Genomic DNA, 15,021 nt, shown 5'->3' with positions numbered 1-15,021 from the left:
TCCGCGCCCCGGTCATCCGACGGCGGGTGCCGGGGCGGCCCAGTCGGGCTTGACCGCCATCATCTGGGCGGTCTTGCCGGCGTCGGTCTCGACCAGGTCGCCCAGTGTCTCGTCGATCCGGCGCATCAGGGTGTCGTCGAGGCGTACCCCGGCCGCCGCCGCGTTCTCGGTGACCTGCTCCGGCCGGGATGCTCCGATCAGGGCGGTGCTGACGGCGGGACGCCGCAGGGTCCAGGCGATCGCGAGCTGCGCCATCGACAGGCCGGCCTCGTCGGCGATCGGGCGCAGCTGCTGGACCTGGCGGAGCAGCCGGTCACCGAGTACCCGGCGGATGAAGGTGGGCGCCCGGCCACCGCTGGCCGCCCGGGAGCCCTCCGGCGGCTCCTGGCCGGGCCGGTACTTGCCGGTCAGCACCCCCTGGGCGAGCGGCTGGAAGGCGATCTGGCCGATCCCCGCCGCCTCGCAGAGCGGCACCACCTCGGGCTCGATCACCCGCCAGAGCATGTTGTACTGCGGCTGGTTGGCGACGATCCGGTTGCGCAGCCCGAGTCGGTCGGCGATCTCCAGGGCGGCTCGGATCTGCGCCGCCGTCCACTCGGAGACGCCGAGATAGCGCACCTTGCCCTGCCGGACCAGGTCGTCGAAGGCGAGCAGCGTCTCCGCCAGCGGCGTCCGGTCGTCGAAGCGGTGCGCCTGGTAGAGGTCGACGTAGTCGGTGCCGAGCCGGCGCAGCGAGGCGTGGCAGGACTCGAAGACGTGCTTGCGGGACAGACCCCGGTCGTTGGGGCCGTCTCCGGTGGGCAGGCAGACCTTGGTCGCGATCTCCACCGATTCGCGGCGTACCCCGCGCAGTGCCTCGCCGAGCAGTTCCTCGGCGGCGCCCCGGGCGTAGACGTCGGCGGTGTCGAAGGTGGTGACCCCGGCGTCCAGCGCGGCCCGTACGCAGCTCAGCGCCGCCTCCCTCGCCACCAGCTCGCCGTGGGTGAGCCAGTTGCCGTAGGTGATCTCGCTGACCAGCAGGCCGCTGCGGCCCAGATGACGGTGCTCCATGGCGGCTCAGCCTATCGACGGACCCGAAATGGTACTGGCGGCGGCACCGGCTTGCGATCATGGGTACGTCACCGAGGAGGCGATCGTGATGCCCGGAATTCCGGCCGACCCGGACGTGCTGCACCCGATGCCCGGGCAGCCCCGGGTGGTGCTGCTGAAGCCGCTGGTCACCTCCCCGTTGATCGAGGTCGGGGAGTTCTCGTACTACGACGACCCGGATGATCCGACCGCTTTCGAGACCCGCAACGTGCTGTACCACTACGGCCCGGAGCGGCTGGTCATCGGGAGGTTCTGCGCGTTGGGCGAGGGCGTCCGGTTCCTGATGAACGGCGCCAACCACCGGATGGACGGCCCGTCGACCTTCCCGTTCCCGATCATGGGCGGTTCCTGGGCGGAGCATTTCGACCTGATCACCGGGCTGCCGGGCCGGGGTGACACCGTGGTCGGCCACGACGTCTGGTTGGGCTACCGGGCGACGGTGATGCCGGGGGTACGGATCGGCAGTGGCGCGGTCGTCGCCGCCGGTTCCGTGGTCGTCGACGACGTACCCGACTACGGCATCGTCGGCGGCAACCCGGCACGGCTGATCCGCCGCCGGTACGGCGACGAGGACGTCAGCCGGCTGCTGGAGCTGGCCTGGTGGGACTGGCCGCTGGAACACCTCACCGCGCACGTCCGCACGATCATGGCCGGCAGCGTCGCCGACCTGGCGGCGGTGGCGCCCGGGGCCCGGTAGGGCGGCCGGTCAGTGGCTGGGCGGGATGACCCGGAGGTGGCCGCGCCGGCCGGTCTGCTGACCGTGGTGCTGGTCGCTCTCGATCTCGTCCGGGCGGGGCGGGGCCGGCCGGGCCGCCTCCCGGACCGCCTCGGCGAGCGCCACCAGGTCGTCGGTGGTCGGCGGGGGCGGCTCGAACTCCCCCTCGTGCCGGACCACGTCCCAGCCCCGGGGGGCGGTCAGGCTCCGGGCGTGCGGCTCGCAGAGGTCGTAGGTGTGCGGCTCGGCGAAGGCCGCCAGCGGGCCCACCACGGCTGTGGACTCGTTGTAGACATAGGTCAGCGTGGCTACGGCCTGTCGGGGGCAGCCGTTGCGGGAGCAACGCCGTGGTGACCTCACGGCGGCACGGTATCTCCATTACCGGCTCCGCCACCACGCTTGGGCATGCGACACGCCGGTAGCGGTGATCACATTCCGGGCGTCCCGCTCCGACACGGCCGAATCCCCGAGCCGATCTTGAAGGGACCAGGTCTACCCTGTCGTCGTGGGCGGCTGTCCACGAGGAGTGAAGCGGGGTGCAGATGTCCAGTCCGGAGAACCGCCGGCCGGGTTCCGGGCGCCGGTCGCGCCGGGACCGGCACGGGCGCGGGCTGCGTGGCCGACTCGTTCCGGCCACCGTCCCGCTGGCCCGGACCAAATCGGAGATCTTCGACGATCTGGTCCTGGACACCGTGGAGACCCTGGAGCGGCGGTTCGCCAAGGAACTGGCCGGGGTCGAGTTCGCGGTCGAGGACGTACCGCCGGACCTCAACGTCTACGACTCGGACGTACTCGAGGACGGCGAGGTCCCGCTGGCCCGGCTGCTGCCCGGGCGCCCGGGGCGCCAGGAGGTGCCACCCCGGATCGTGCTCTACCGTCGCCCCCTGGAGTTCCGCGCGATCGACCGCGAGGACCTCGCCGACCTGGTGCACGATGTGATCATCGAGCAGGTCGCGAACCTGCTCGGCGTCGATCCCGACGAGCTGGCCTGACCCGGGCGGCCCCCACCACCCGGGCGCGGCCGCTCAGGCGACGCGACGCTTCAACTTGCGCCGTTCGCGTTCGGACAACCCGCCCCAGATCCCGAACCGTTCGTCGTGCCCGAGTGCGTATTCCAGACACTCGGCCTTGACCTCACACCGGGAGCAGATCCGCTTCGCCTCGCGGGTCGAGCCGCCCTTCTCGGGAAAAAACGCTTCCGGATCGGTCTGCGAGCAGAGCGCCCGCTCTTGCCACTCCGGAGCATTTCCGAGCAGGTCGGCCACCTCGAGTCGGCCGTCCATCCAGTTGCCTCCTTATCGCGCACCGGCGCGGCAGCCGGCGCAACCCCCCACGCGGAAGGCGTGTTTGTCCGCCCGGTAGCGATTTGATGCGCTCCGTACGAACGACCCCACTGAAATTACACGTGTGTTATACGTGCGTCGTCAAGCCGAACCTGCTAGGTGGAGTCACCCCTACCGCGTGCCCGGACGACTCGTGGAGTCGTCGGGTCTCGCAACACCTGCCCTATCGATTCAGACCCGGTGCGGGTAACGCCCGCCCGGCGAGTTGCGTCGGATATCCGGCGTGGCGCGCCCGGCGCGCCCTGTCGAAGGCATTCGGTGGCGGCGCCGACGACGGTCAGCCGGCGTACCCGTAGACGGTCGTCCGGGGGCGGGCCCGCCGGCCGGCGGCGGCCGCGATCCGCACCAGCTGGGCCACCGTACGCGCCGAGCCGTGGTCCGAGCCGGCCATCCGGGAGATCGTCTCCTCCATCAGGGTGCCGCCGAGGTCGTTGCAGCCGCTCCGGAGCAGTTCGGCGGTGCCGGAGTCGCCGAGCTTGACCCAGGAGCACTGGATGTTGTCGATCCGGCCGTGCAGCAGCAACCGGGCCATGGCGTGCACCACCCGATTTTCCCGCCAGGTGGGACCGGGCCGGGCGATGCCGGCGAGGTAGATCGGCGCGTTGGTGTGCACGAAGGGCAGCGCGACGAACTCGGTGAAGCCCCCGGTCCGGTCCTGCAACCCGGCCAGTACCCGGAAGTGGCCCAGCCACTGCCGGGGGTGGTCGACGTGGCCGTACATCATCGTGGAGCTGGACCGGATGCCCAGCTCGTGCGCGGTGCCGACCACCTCGACCCAGGTGGCGGCCGGCAGTTTGCCCTTGGTGAGCACCCAGCGCACCTCGTCGTCGAGGATCTCGGCGGCGGTACCCGGGATGGTGTCCAGCCCCGCGTCGCGCAGCTCGGTCAGCCACTCCCGGATCGACACGCCGGCCTTGGCCGCCCCGGTGACGATCTCCATCGGCGAGTACGCGTGCACGTGCATGCCCGGCACCCGGGCCTTGATCGCCCGCACCAGGTCGGCGTACGCGGTGACCGGCAGCTTGGGATCGATGCCGCCCTGCATGCAGACCTCGGTGGCGCCCGCCGCCCACGCCTGCTCGGCCCGGTCGGCGACCTGCTCCACCGAGAGCCGGTACGCGTCGGCGTCCCGCTCCCGCTGCGCGAAGGCGCAGAACCGGCAGCCCACGTAGCAGACGTTGGAAAAGTTGATGTTGCGGTTGACGACGTAGGTCACGTCGTCGCCGACGGCGTCCCGGCGCACCTCGTCGGCGATCCGGCACAGCTCGTCCAGGGCCGGCCCGTCGGCGGCGAAGAGGGCCAGCGCCGCCGCCTCGTGCCGGGGCTCCAGCAGCGCGGCCGGGTCGTCGGCGGCGAGCCGCAGCCCGGCCCGCAGGTCGGGATCGGCCGCCAGCCCCGGCCCCGAAGCGGCGGAGGAGCCACCGGAGGCGGAGGCGGTAGCCGGAGTGGGGGCGGTGGTGTCCGGGGCGGGCGTCGGGACCCGGGCGCCCACCTCCGCCCAGTCGCCGTAGACGGAGTCGAAGTCGCCGCGCCGGTCGGCGCTCCGGCCGGTGGTGTCGATGGTGGCGTGCAGGTCGGTGCGGCCGCCCGGCACGAAGGCGTCGTCCGGCTCCTGCCACGGACGGCCGACCGGCCGGGCCGACTCGACCGCCAGCCCGGTCGCCGGATCGGCGAGCGCGGCGACGTGCGCGGCGAGCCGGGGATCGAGCCACGGGTCGGCCCGCCGGACGTACTCGGGGTAGACCGTCAACCGCTCCCGCAGGGTGAACCCGGCGGCTGCGGTACGCGCCGCCAGCTCGTCCAGGTGCGGCCAGGGGCGCTCCGGGTTGACGTGGTCCGGGGTCACCGGCGACACGCCGCCCCAGTCGTCGATGCCGGCCCGCAGCAGAAGGTCGTACTCCCCCTCGATCAGGTTCGGCGGCGCCTGGATCCGGGCGCCCGGCCCGAGCAGGATCCGGGCCACCGCCACGGTGGCGGCCAGCTCGTGCAGCTCGGCGTCGGGCATCCCGCGCATCGCGGTGTCCGGCTTGGCCCGGAAGTTCTGCACGATGACTTCCTGGATGTGCCCGTACTCCCGGGCACCGCGCCGGATGGCGAAGATCGAGTCGACCCGCTCGGCGGGCGTCTCGCCGATCCCGATCAGGATGCCGGTGGTGAATGGCACGGCGACCCGCCCGGCGTCGGCGAGCACCCGCAGCCGGACCGCCGGCTCCTTGTCCGGCGAGCCGTAGTGCGGTCCGCCCGGCTCCGACCAGAGCCGGGTGGCGGTGGTCTCCAGCATCATCCCCATGCTCGGCGCCACCGGCTTGAGCCGTTGCAGCTCGGCCCAGGAGAGCACGCCCGGGTTGAGGTGCGGCAGCAGGCCGGTCTCCTCCAGTACCGCGATGGCGCAGGCCCGGAGGTAGTCCAGTGTCGAGTCGAAGCCCCGCTCGGTCAGCCACTGCCGGGCCTGCGGCCAGCGCTGCTCGGGCCGGTCGCCGAGGGTGAAGAGCGCCTCCTTGCAGCCCTGCGCGGCACCGGCCGCCGCGATCGCCAGCACCTCGTCCCGCTCCAGGAAGGCGGCGGGCAGCCGGTGCGGCACGGTGGCGAAGGTGCAGTAGTGGCAGCGGTCCTGGCAGAGCCGGGTCAGCGGGACGAAGACCTTCTTGGAGAAGGTGACCACGCCCGGCCGGCCGGCGTCGACCAGTCCGGCGTCCCGGATCCGACTGGCGGTCGCCAGCAGTTCGTCGAGGAACTCGCCGCGCGCGGCGAGCAGCACGGTCGCCTCGTCCGGGTCCAGCGCCCGGCCGTCGGCCGCCCGACGCAGCGCCCGGCGCAGGCTCGCGACGGTCGGTTGATCAGTCCCATCAGCCACTCGTGCAGCCTAGGCGCAACATCGGCGGCTCCGCGGTCGCCGGCCCCACAGCCGACGGCGGAACCGGCGTGGGTCCGGTCACAGCCCGGGGCGACCCGGTGCGCGCGGGCACCGGATCGCCGTCGCGGTCGGCGTCAGCGGGGCTGCGTCGGGTCGTCGTCCCGGTCCGACGGCGGTGGCTGGGCACCGGCCGACGGCTGCTGGCTGGCCGGGTTGATCCGCTGGGTACGGTCGGCGACCGGCGGCCGCTGCGGGATCACCTGGGTCCGCCCGGTCTCCTCCTCGTCCGGCTCGGACGGGCTCGTGCCGGACGGGCTCGGGGCGGCCGACGGCGCGGACGGCTCGGCGCGCTGCGCCGGGGGCGCCGAGGCCGGGGACGCGGAGGCGGGTGCCGGCGGAGCGGAGGCCGGTGCCGGCGGAGCGGACGACGGTGCCGGCGGAGCGGACGACGGCGCGGGCGGGGCCGACGCGGGCGGGGCGGAGGAGGGCGGGGCGTACCCGGGCTGGCCGTAGCCGGCGGGCGGGGCGTAGTCGGTCGGCTGGCCGTAGACCGTCGGCTGACCGTAGACGTGCGGCTCGGGCTGCCCGGCAGCCGGCGGGTAGCCCTGGTACGGCACCCCCGGCTGGCCGTACCCGGTCGGCTGGCCGTAGCCGGTCGGTTGCCCGTAGCCGGTCGGCTGGCCGTAACCGCCGGGCTGGCCGTACGGCTGGGGCTGGCCGTAGAGGCCGGGCTGCGGCTTCGGCTTCGACACGTGGAAGAGCGCCCGCCACACCCGGAAGACCAGGAAGGCCACCACGAGCAGGATCACGTACGCCCCGACGAAGACCAGTGTCCGGGTGAACGCCTGCCGGAACTGTGTCTCGGCCAGCAGGCCGAAGATCCCGGCGAGCAGGGTGATCCCGCCGAACAGCACCGAGACGGCGTACTCGACGAGCGCCACCAGGGTGATCACCCGGGCCTGCCCGACCACCGGCTGGACGTGGGTGGCGAGCAGCACCGCGAGCACCGGCAGCGCGACCTGCTCCAGGCCGACGAACGCGTAGAAGGAGCTCAGCGAGCGGTCACCGAAGTCGGAGTTCTCCCAACCGCCGAAGAACAGCTCGATCAGTCCGCTGAACAGGAAGAAGGCGTTCGCCCCGAGGAGCACCAGCGCGATCAGTTCGCGCAGCGGCTTGGTCACTGAACTGGCCTGCGGCGCGTCGCTCGGCGCGGGCCCGGGCTGGCTGGTCAACTCTCCCCCTGAAAGGCGGTGACGGACTCCTGCGTCGCCTGAGCCTAGTCTGCCGGCCCGCCCGCCGCCTGTCCCGAACCGATGGGCGAGGATGGCAGACATGCGCATCGTGGTGTTGACCGGCGGCATCGGCGGGGCCCGCTTCCTGACCGGCGTCCGCGCGTACGCCCGTGAGGTGGGCGCCGAGGTGACCGCCGTGGTCAACGTCGGCGACGACGTCGTCCTGCACGGCCTGCGGATCTGCCCCGACCTGGACAGCGTGATGTACACCCTCGGCGGCGGGGCGGACCGGGAACGGGGCTGGGGCCGGGCCGGCGAGACCTGGACCGTCAGGGAGGAACTCGCCGCCTACGGCGCGGAGCCGACCTGGTTCGGCCTCGGCGACCGGGACGTGGCGACCCACCTGGTCCGGACCACCATGCTGAACGCCGGCTACCCCCTCTCGGCGGTCACCGAGGCGCTCTGCGCCCGCTGGCAGCCCGGGGTACGCCTGCTGCCCGCCACCGACGACCGCCTGGAGACCCACGTCGTGGTGGAGGACCCCGACGGGGAGACCCCGGGCGCCCAGCGGGCGATCCACTTCCAGGAGTGGTGGGTACGCCACCGTGGCGAACTGCCCACCTCCCGCTTCGTCTTCGTCGGCGCGGAGGCGGCCAAGCCGGCGGCCGGGGTGCTCGACGCGCTGGCCGGAGCCGACGTGGTGCTGCTCGCCCCGAGCAACCCGGTGGTGAGCATCGCGCCGGTGCTCGCCGTACCCGAACTGCGGGACGCGCTGGTCACCGGCTCCGCGCCGGTGATCGGGGTGTCACCGATCATCGGCGGCGCCCCGGTACGCGGGATGGCGGACCGCTGCCTGGCGGTGCTCGGCGTGCCCTGCACGGCGGCCGGGGTGGGTGGCCTCTACGGTGCCCGGTCGGCCGGTGGCATCCTGGACGCCTGGCTGGTGGACGGCACCGACGCCGGGACCGAGGTCGAGGGGGTGACCGTGCGGGCGGCACCGCTGTGGATGACCGACGAGGCGGCGACCGCGACGATGGTCCGGACCGCCCTGGAACTGGCCTGAGCGGTGTCGCGGAGGTCGCGGAAGTCGTGGAGCTGGGATGAGACTTGAGGTGCTGCCGGTGCTCGGCATCGGCGACGTCACCGAGGGCGACGACCTGTCGGCGCTGATCGCGACCGCCGCCCCCTGGCTGCGCGACGGCGACGTGCTGGTGGTGACCAGCAAGATCGTCTCCAAGGCGGAGGGTCGGCTGGTGGACGTACCGGTCGACGGGCCGGAGCGGGAGGCGGCCCGGGCCGAGGTGCTGGCCGGCGAGACCGCCCGCCCGGTGGCCCGGCGTGGTTCGACCCGGATCGTGCAGACCCACCACGGCTTCGTGATGGCCTCCGCCGGGATCGACGCCTCCAACGTGGACCGGTCCCGGCTGGTCCTGCTGCCGAAGGATCCGGACGCCTCCGCCCGGGCGCTGCGGGCCGCGATCCGCGAGCGGCACGGCGCCGACGTGGCGGTGATCATCTCGGACACCATGGGCCGGCCGTGGCGCAACGGCCTGACCGACGTGGCGCTCGGGGTCGCCGGGATGCCGGCGGTCCGCGACCACCGGGGCGAGGTCGACCCGTACGGCAACAAGCTCAACATCACCCAGATGGCCGTGGTCGACGAGTTGGCCGGCGCGGGCGAGCTGGTCAAGGGGAAGTGTGACCAGGTGCCCGTGGCGGTGGTCCGGGGCTATCTCGGTGCCGCCGGTCAGGACGACGGGCCCGGCGCGGCGGCGCTGGTCCGGGACGCCGAGCACGACCTCTTCGCCCTCGGCACCGCCGAGGCGCGGGCCGAGGGGCTGCGTGCCGCCGCCACCCTGGCCGAGGCGACGGCCGGCGGGCCGGTGCCGTCCGTGCCGCCGACGGTGCCGGACGGCACCGACGCCGGGCCGGACCGCGCGGCGGTGGACCGGGCGCTGCGCACGGTGGCCGGCGTGGTGGCACCCGGCACGGTCTGGACGCTGGTCACCGACGAGCGACGGGTACGCGACCGGCTCGGCGGGACGGCTCCGCCCCGGGTACCCGGGACCGTCGCGCTGCTCGACTGCGCGCCACCCGGACCGGCCGGTACCGACCCGGGTGTGCTGATCCGGTTCGGCGCCGACCTGCACCGGTTGCGGGCCGCGCTGGCCGCCGAGGGGCTCGGCTCCGCCGTACTGCCGGCCCCCGCCGGCCAGGTCGGGGCGACCCTGCTGGTCGGCGCCGCGCCGGACCCCGCCGTCGGGCGCTGACCGCGCCGGCCCGGACCACTCAGCCGGTCAGGATGGCCCGGCCCAGCGGGGTCAGGCTGTGCAGCACGGTGTTGCGGTCGCGGTGGCTGACCAGCAGCCCGGCGTTGCGCAGCACGCTGGTGTGCTGACTCGCGGCCGCCGCCGAGATGTTCAGCCGGCGGGCCACCTCGCCGGTCGAGCAGCCGTCGCCGACCACCTCCAGCACCCGGGCCCGGGTCTTCCCGATCAGCGCGGCCAGCGCCGCCCGGCTCTCCTCCCCGCCGGTCGCCGGCACCGGACCGGCACCGGCGCCCGGTGCCGGCGTCAGCCCGCCCAACCGGTCGACCGGATAGACCAGTACCGGCGGCAGCTCCGGGTCGAGCAGGGTCACCGGGATGCGGGCGCAGAAGAACGACGGCACCAGCAGCAGGCCGCGCCCGTCGAGGTGCAGTTCCCGGTCGGCGGGATAGTCCGGCACCTCCAGTACCCCGGAATTCCAGCGCATCGCCGGGCGGAGGCTGGCCAGCAGCCCCTCGGTGCCGCCGTCGAGCAGGGCCCGGGCCCGCCGCGCCCGGTCCGCCTCCACGGCCGCCTGGATCCGGTCCCAGTACGGCTCGATCGCGGTCGCCTGGTAGAGCCGCATCGAGTCGGTCAGATGCTCCAGCACCTCGACGTCGCCCCGGGCGAGCGCGCTGGCGGATCCGGGCAGCGGCAGCGGACTCTCCCCGGCCAGTACGGTCAGGTCCCGCTCCAGCGCGTTGACCGGCGTGGAGCGTACGGCGTCCAGCCCCGCTGCCAGGCCGTACATGCTGTGGTAGGGGGTGAGGAAGTCGGGGAAGTAGCCGCGCGGCGGGTTGAGGGCGAGCAGCAGCCGCAACTGGCCCGGCACGGTGTCCCGGCGGAGCCCGCCGGAGACGCCCCGCCGCCAGCCCGCCATCATCGGATCCCGGCTGCGCCCCTGCAACAGGTGCAGGCTGAGGACCAGCTCCCAGACCTGGTCCGCGGCAGGGGCGACCCGGGTCCGGGCGATGTCCTCGCTGGAGAAGTAGATCCGCAGCATGGCACGCACTCCCCGAATCGCCGGATGGGGTTTGCCCGGCAACCAGTTCGCACTCTACCGGGCGCCATCTATCAGCGTCTTTCAGCGTGAACTGAAAGACCTCGACGGCCGGCGGAGCCAACGGGCATGCTCACTAGGCCGATATCGGGGTCACTGGCGTCCTGACGCCGGGTGGCCCTGCGGCATGCCGGGGGCAGGGGAGGAACGCGGCACCCGGACGGTTGCCACGAGGGTTCGCGGACGGCTGTCCGCGGAGGACATCGTCCGGGTTGTCGCTTTCCAGGCTGCTCCCGCGCCACCCGCCGGGGCTCAGTCCTGCCGGCCCTGCGCGATCAGCAGCGCGACCCGGTGGTCCTCGTCGGTCACGTAATAGCGGGCACCGTCCAGTTCGGCCAGCCCCTCGACGTTGTGCAGCGGGGCGAGGTCGGCGACCAACTCACCGGCGACCCTGGACTCGTCGGCCACCACGGGCCCCGCCGGCTCGGCCGGCCAGCGGAACCGCACGTGCCGGCTGGTCACGTCGCCGCCGGTCGGATGGTCGTCGAGCAGCACCGAGCGCTTGTCGAGCGCGTCGATCGAGCCGACCACCGCGTCGTACCCGCCGTCGTCCCGGGCCGACAGCGCCCGGAAGCCGGTCAGCTCGCCGGGCCGGGTCACCCCGGTCAACGCGTACGCGCCGACGACCCGGGGCCAGCTCCGCCGGTCGAACATCCCGGCCACGTCCGCCAGCTCCACGAAGACCGGCTCGCCCCGCCCGGTCACCGGAAACCGCAGGCCGAGCAGGACGGTACCGGTCGGCGTGAAGGCCGCCGCCTCCACGTTGACCGGCAGGTCGTCCTCGGTGAGCCGGTCGACCCAGCTCTTCGCCCGGGCGGTGCCCCGGGCCCTGGTGGCGGCGATGAAGAGGTGCCGTACCTGCTCGCCGGCCGGCAGTACGCCGATCCCGGCGGCCAGCAGGGCGTCGTTCACCGCCCGGTGCAGCCGGAACTGGTTGCGTACCACGTGCAGCCGGGGCAGCGGGGCGACCGCCTCGGCCTCGCGGAACCGGGCCACGAAGGCACGGCGGGGGCGCAACGGCCCACGCTTCGAGCCGAAGTGCGAGCCGAAGACGTAGACCCAGCCGTCGTACCGGGCCAGCGCCTCCCCGTCCTCGGTCCGGCCGTTCTCGGCACCGGCGTCCATCGGCACGTGCACGGTCAGCCAGCCACCGTCGTACCGCTCGACCAGCAGGGCCAGGCACGCCTCGACCGGCCCCTCGTCGAGTACGGTCCAGAACCCCCGCCGGGCGCCGTACGCGGCGAGCACCTCGGGCGCGCGTACCGGCAGCAGGTCGCTCGCCTCGTTGCCGGCGACCGCCAGTCCGACCGTACGCGGAGGGCACGTCATACCGATCATGCTACGAGCCCGGCACTAGGGTGGCGCTGTGCCCGATGCCCTCTACGCCGACGCGTCAGCCCTGCTCACCGGCTGGCAGCCGCCCACCGCCGAGGCGGCGGACGCCCTGGCCCGGACCCTGCGCCTGCTCGACGAGGGCGGCCCGGCGGCGCTGACCCGGGGCCACCGGGCCGGCCACGTCACCGCCAGCGCCCTGGTGCTGGACGCCACCGGCAGCCGGGTGCTGCTCTGCCTGCACGGCCGGTTCCGCCGCTGGGTCCAGCTCGGCGGGCACTGCGAGCCCGGCGACCGGACGCTGGCCGGTGCGGCGCTGCGGGAGGCGACCGAGGAGTCCGGGATCGCCGGGCTGTGGCTCGACCCGACCCCGATCGACCTGGACATCCACCCGGTCGCCTGCCAGGGCGGCTCGCTGCACCACGACGTACGCTTCGCCGCGGTCGCCCCGGCCGGCGCGGTCGAACGGGTCAGCGCCGAGTCGGTGGAACTCGGCTGGTTTCCGCCGGACGCGCTCCCCGAGCCGCTGGCCGGCGCCACCGCCCAACTGGTGGCACCGGCGCTCGCGGTCTTCGCGCGGAACCGCCCGCGCCCGGCACCCGACCCGGCCGTCGAGGCCGCCCGCACCTACAGGTAGGGGTGCGCCTCCTCCGCCTCCAGCGCGGCGACGATCTCCTTGACCTCCTGGGCGCGGGAGCGGTCACAGACGAAGAGCGCGTCCGGCATGTCGACGACCACGGTGTCCTGGACCCCGAGGGTCACCACCAGCCGGTCGGACTGGGTCACCACGACCGTCCGCGCGGTGTCCCGGAGCACGACCCGGCCGGCCGGGGGCGTGCCGTCGGGTCCCTCCCGGAGCACCACGTTGCTGGCGTCGTCGCCGGTCAGCGCCTCGCCGAGGGTGTGGAAGTCGCCGACGTCGTTCCACCGGAAGTCGGCCGGCACGGTGGCGACCAGGCCACGCTCCGCCGCCCCCTCCATCACCGCGAAGTCCACCGAGATCTTGGTCAGCTCCGGCCAGACCCGGTCCAGCACCGCCGCCTGCTCCGGGGTGCCCCAGGCCGCGGCGATCTCGGTCAGCCCGGCGTGCAGCTCCGGCCGCTGCCGGGCCAGCTCGCCGAGGAAGACGTCGACCCGCCAGACGAACATCGAGGCGTTCCAGTAGAAGCGGCCGGACTCGACGTACTTGACCGCGAGGTCGTACTCCGGCTTCTCCTTGAACCGGACGACCTGCCGGGCCGGGCCGGCCCCGATCGGCTCGCCCGACTCCAGATAGCCGTAGCCGGTCTCCGGATGCGTCGGCGTGATGCCGACCGCGACCATCAGCCCGTCCTGCGCGGTCGAGATCGCCGCGCCGAGCACCTCCAGGAAGCGCGTCTGGTCGCCGACCACGTGGTCGGCGGAGAAGGCGCCCATCACCGCGTCCGGATCCCGGCGCGCGATGATCGCCGCCGCCAGCCCGATCGCCGCGCAGGAGTCCCGGCGGGAGGGCTCGACCAGGACGTTCTCCTCCGGTACGTCGGGCAGTTGCCGGGCCACCGCGACCGCGTGCGCGGCACCGGTGACCACGTACGTGCTCTCGGGGCCGGCGAGGGGGCGCACCCGGCGGACGGTCGCCTGGAGCAGCGACTCGTCCGAGCCGGTCAGCGGGAGGAGGAATTTGGGGCGGCCGGCGCGCGAGAGTGGCCACAGACGGGTGCCACTGCCGCCGGCCGGGATCACGGCGTAGAACATCGCCACATCATGCCCGAGACGTCAGGCGCCAGACGCACACACCGTCTGATAACCACCGATTCCAGCCCCGAACTCCCGTCACGCCCGGGCCCGACCCCAGGCCGCCAGGTGCACCTCGGCACTGGACTCCCAGGTGAACTCCTTGGCCCGGTCGAAGCCCGCCTTCGCCAGCGAGAGCCGCCGCGCCTCGTCGTCGAGCAGCGCGGCGAGGTCGGTCGCGATCTGCTGCGGATCCTCGCTGGTGTAGGCGACCGCGTCGCCGCCGACCTCCGGCAGCGACAGTCGCGGCGTGGTGAGCACCGGGGCGGCGCAGGCCATCGCCTCCAGGATCGGCAGCCCGAAGCCCTCGCCGTACGACGGGTAGGCGGCGACCAGCGCACCGCCGAGGAAGCCCGGCAGGTCGGCGTAGCGCAGGTAGCCGGGACGGAGCAGCCGCAGGTGTGCCGGTACGTCGGCGACGGCCCGGTCGATGTCGTCGTCGTGCCCCTGGCCACCGGCGATCACCAGGGCGGGCGGCTCCGGCCGGTCCTTGACCGCCAGCACCCAGCCCCGGATCAGGTTCGGTACGTTCTTGCGCGGCTCCTTGGCGCCGAGGAACGCCACGTAGCTGTGCCCGCCCAGGCCGAGCCGGGCGCGTACCCGGGCCTTCTCCTCGTCGCTCGGGGCGTGGAACGCCGCCTGGTCGACCCCGTGGTAGGCCACGTCGATCCGGGTCGGGTCGGCGTCCAGCAGCCGGATCAGCTCGTCCCGGGTCGCCTTGCTCGGCACGATCACCCGGTCGGCCCGGCGCAGCGAGGTCTTGATCGCACTCCGGAAGAAGGTCCGGCGTGACTTGTCGTAGTGCTCCGGCTCGGTGAAGAACGTCGCGTCGTGCACGGTGACCGTGACCGGACAGCCGGCCCGAAGCGGACAGGTGTAGAACGGCGAGTGCAGCACGTGCGCGCCGACCTGCTGGGCCAGCAGCGGCAGCCCGGTCTGCTCCCAGGCCAGCCGGGCCGGCCGGTGCGCCACCGCCGCCGGTGCGGCGATCACCTCGGCCGCCGGCAGCATCCGGGAGTAGCGCTCGGCGTCGGTGCGCAGCCCGACCACGGCCAGCTCCAGACCCGGCCCGATCACCTTGCCCAGGGCGCCGAGCAGGCCGTCGACGTATCTACCAACGCCGCCCCGGTCAGCGGGGACGCTGGTGGCGTCAATGAGCACGCGGGGCGGGCGACCGGCGGTCACTGGGCGACTCCTCGGCTGGGTGTGATGTGCGGAACACTTCCTCCAAGCCTACGCCGCGCCGCCCCGGACGCGTCGACTGCGACCCGTCGGGCAACTGTCTTTCCGGTGACTCCGACGGGTACGCGACGGGGC

The 15,021-nt window shown here is 73.8% G+C and carries 14 protein-coding genes; 5 read left to right on the top strand and 9 right to left on the bottom strand.

Going from position 1 to position 15,021, the window contains the following annotated elements; translation table 11 throughout:
- Positions 1–12: 12 nt before the first annotated feature.
- On the bottom strand, positions 13–1,050 hold the full coding sequence (locus C6361_RS20430; RefSeq protein WP_107268680.1) for an aldo/keto reductase family protein: 1,038 nt from the start codon (positions 1,048–1,050) through the stop codon (positions 13–15).
- 88 nt (positions 1,051–1,138) lie between these two features.
- Between C6361_RS20430 and C6361_RS20425 the strand changes: the two genes are divergently transcribed.
- On the top strand, positions 1,139–1,786 hold the full coding sequence (locus C6361_RS20425; protein ID WP_107264216.1) for a CatB-related O-acetyltransferase: 648 nt from the start codon (positions 1,139–1,141) through the stop codon (positions 1,784–1,786).
- Between the two features lie 9 nt (positions 1,787–1,795).
- Here C6361_RS20425 and C6361_RS20420 read toward each other — a convergent pair whose 3' ends face one another.
- The gene (locus tag C6361_RS20420) at positions 1,796–2,164 is read right to left on the bottom strand and encodes a DUF3499 domain-containing protein (protein WP_107260521.1); all 369 of its coding nucleotides are present in this window, start codon (positions 2,162–2,164) and stop codon (positions 1,796–1,798) included.
- 182 nt (positions 2,165–2,346) lie between these two features.
- Between C6361_RS20420 and C6361_RS20415 the strand changes: the two genes are divergently transcribed.
- A complete protein-coding gene (locus C6361_RS20415; RefSeq protein WP_107264217.1) occupies positions 2,347–2,796 on the top strand; it encodes a metallopeptidase family protein in 450 nt (149 codons plus the stop codon).
- A 33-nt stretch (positions 2,797–2,829) separates the two neighbouring features.
- On the opposite strand, the gene C6361_RS20410 is transcribed toward C6361_RS20415, so the two are convergent.
- The 3 genes from C6361_RS20410 to C6361_RS20400 all read right to left on the bottom strand — a co-directional run bounded on the left by C6361_RS20410 (position 2,830) and on the right by C6361_RS20400 (position 7,233).
- On the bottom strand, positions 2,830–3,087 hold the full coding sequence (locus tag C6361_RS20410; protein ID WP_101367926.1) for a WhiB family transcriptional regulator: 258 nt from the start codon (positions 3,085–3,087) through the stop codon (positions 2,830–2,832).
- A gap of 337 nt (positions 3,088–3,424) precedes the next feature.
- Positions 3,425–6,001: a bifunctional FO biosynthesis protein CofGH gene (locus C6361_RS20405; protein WP_107268679.1), complete on the bottom strand. Its 2,577-nt coding sequence runs from the start codon at positions 5,999–6,001 to the stop codon at positions 3,425–3,427.
- A gap of 134 nt (positions 6,002–6,135) precedes the next feature.
- Complete coding sequence (locus C6361_RS20400) at positions 6,136–7,233, bottom strand: resistance to Congo red protein (protein WP_107268678.1); 1,098 nt, start codon at positions 7,231–7,233, stop codon at positions 6,136–6,138.
- 100 nt (positions 7,234–7,333) lie between these two features.
- Here C6361_RS20400 and cofD point away from each other — a divergent pair, with 100 nt between their 5' ends.
- Both cofD and C6361_RS20390 read left to right on the top strand, forming a co-directional pair.
- The gene (gene cofD, locus C6361_RS20395) at positions 7,334–8,296 is read left to right on the top strand and encodes a 2-phospho-L-lactate transferase (protein WP_107268677.1); all 963 of its coding nucleotides are present in this window, start codon (positions 7,334–7,336) and stop codon (positions 8,294–8,296) included.
- Between the two features lie 37 nt (positions 8,297–8,333).
- A complete protein-coding gene (locus tag C6361_RS20390) occupies positions 8,334–9,503 on the top strand; it encodes a coenzyme F420-0:L-glutamate ligase (RefSeq protein ID WP_107268676.1) in 1,170 nt (389 codons plus the stop codon).
- A gap of 19 nt (positions 9,504–9,522) precedes the next feature.
- On the opposite strand, the gene C6361_RS20385 is transcribed toward C6361_RS20390, so the two are convergent.
- Positions 9,523–10,542 carry a helix-turn-helix transcriptional regulator gene (locus tag C6361_RS20385; RefSeq protein WP_107260529.1) on the bottom strand — a complete coding sequence of 340 codons (1,020 nt, stop codon included), beginning with the start codon at positions 10,540–10,542 and terminating at the stop codon, positions 9,523–9,525.
- Between the two features lie 309 nt (positions 10,543–10,851).
- Entirely contained in the window at positions 10,852–11,928 is a 1,077-nt protein-coding gene (locus C6361_RS20380; RefSeq protein WP_107268675.1) for a hypothetical protein, read from the bottom strand.
- A gap of 37 nt (positions 11,929–11,965) precedes the next feature.
- Between C6361_RS20380 and C6361_RS20375 the strand changes: the two genes are divergently transcribed.
- On the top strand, positions 11,966–12,568 hold the full coding sequence (locus C6361_RS20375; RefSeq protein ID WP_234358912.1) for an NUDIX hydrolase: 603 nt from the start codon (positions 11,966–11,968) through the stop codon (positions 12,566–12,568).
- Here C6361_RS20375 and C6361_RS20370 read toward each other — a convergent pair.
- Both C6361_RS20370 and C6361_RS20365 read right to left on the bottom strand, forming a co-directional pair.
- Positions 12,559–13,665: a mannose-1-phosphate guanylyltransferase gene (locus C6361_RS20370; protein ID WP_107260533.1), complete on the bottom strand. Its 1,107-nt coding sequence runs from the start codon at positions 13,663–13,665 to the stop codon at positions 12,559–12,561. The genes C6361_RS20375 and C6361_RS20370 overlap by 10 nt on opposite strands.
- Before the next feature lie 78 nt (positions 13,666–13,743).
- On the bottom strand, positions 13,744–14,889 hold the full coding sequence (locus tag C6361_RS20365) for a glycosyltransferase family 1 protein (protein WP_107260535.1): 1,146 nt from the start codon (positions 14,887–14,889) through the stop codon (positions 13,744–13,746).
- Positions 14,890–15,021 lie beyond the last annotated feature (132 nt).

This window comes from Plantactinospora sp. BC1 (assembly GCF_003030345.1).
Lineage (GTDB): Bacteria > Actinomycetota > Actinomycetes > Mycobacteriales > Micromonosporaceae > Plantactinospora.
The sequence above is the reverse complement of the archived record's forward strand: the minus strand, read 5'-3'. Positions and strand labels throughout refer to the sequence as shown.

Excerpts from the sequence above, each read along its gene's own strand:
- C6361_RS20415 (WP_107264217.1), top strand. The coding sequence starts at position 2,347 with ATGTCCAGTCCGGAGAACCGCCGGCCGGGTTCCGGGCGCCGGTCGCGC.
- C6361_RS20410 (WP_101367926.1), bottom strand. The coding sequence starts at position 3,087 with ATGGACGGCCGACTCGAGGTGGCCGACCTGCTCGGAAATGCTCCGGAG.
- C6361_RS20380 (WP_107268675.1), bottom strand. The coding sequence starts at position 11,928 with ATGACGTGCCCTCCGCGTACGGTCGGACTGGCGGTCGCCGGCAACGAG.
- C6361_RS20390 (WP_107268676.1), top strand. The coding sequence starts at position 8,334 with ATGAGACTTGAGGTGCTGCCGGTGCTCGGCATCGGCGACGTCACCGAG.
- C6361_RS20430 (WP_107268680.1), bottom strand. The coding sequence starts at position 1,050 with ATGGAGCACCGTCATCTGGGCCGCAGCGGCCTGCTGGTCAGCGAGATC.
- C6361_RS20425 (WP_107264216.1), top strand. The coding sequence starts at position 1,139 with ATGCCCGGAATTCCGGCCGACCCGGACGTGCTGCACCCGATGCCCGGG.
- C6361_RS20385 (WP_107260529.1), bottom strand. The coding sequence starts at position 10,542 with ATGCTGCGGATCTACTTCTCCAGCGAGGACATCGCCCGGACCCGGGTC.
- C6361_RS20370 (WP_107260533.1), bottom strand. The coding sequence starts at position 13,665 with ATGTTCTACGCCGTGATCCCGGCCGGCGGCAGTGGCACCCGTCTGTGG.
- cofD (WP_107268677.1), top strand. The coding sequence starts at position 7,334 with ATGCGCATCGTGGTGTTGACCGGCGGCATCGGCGGGGCCCGCTTCCTG.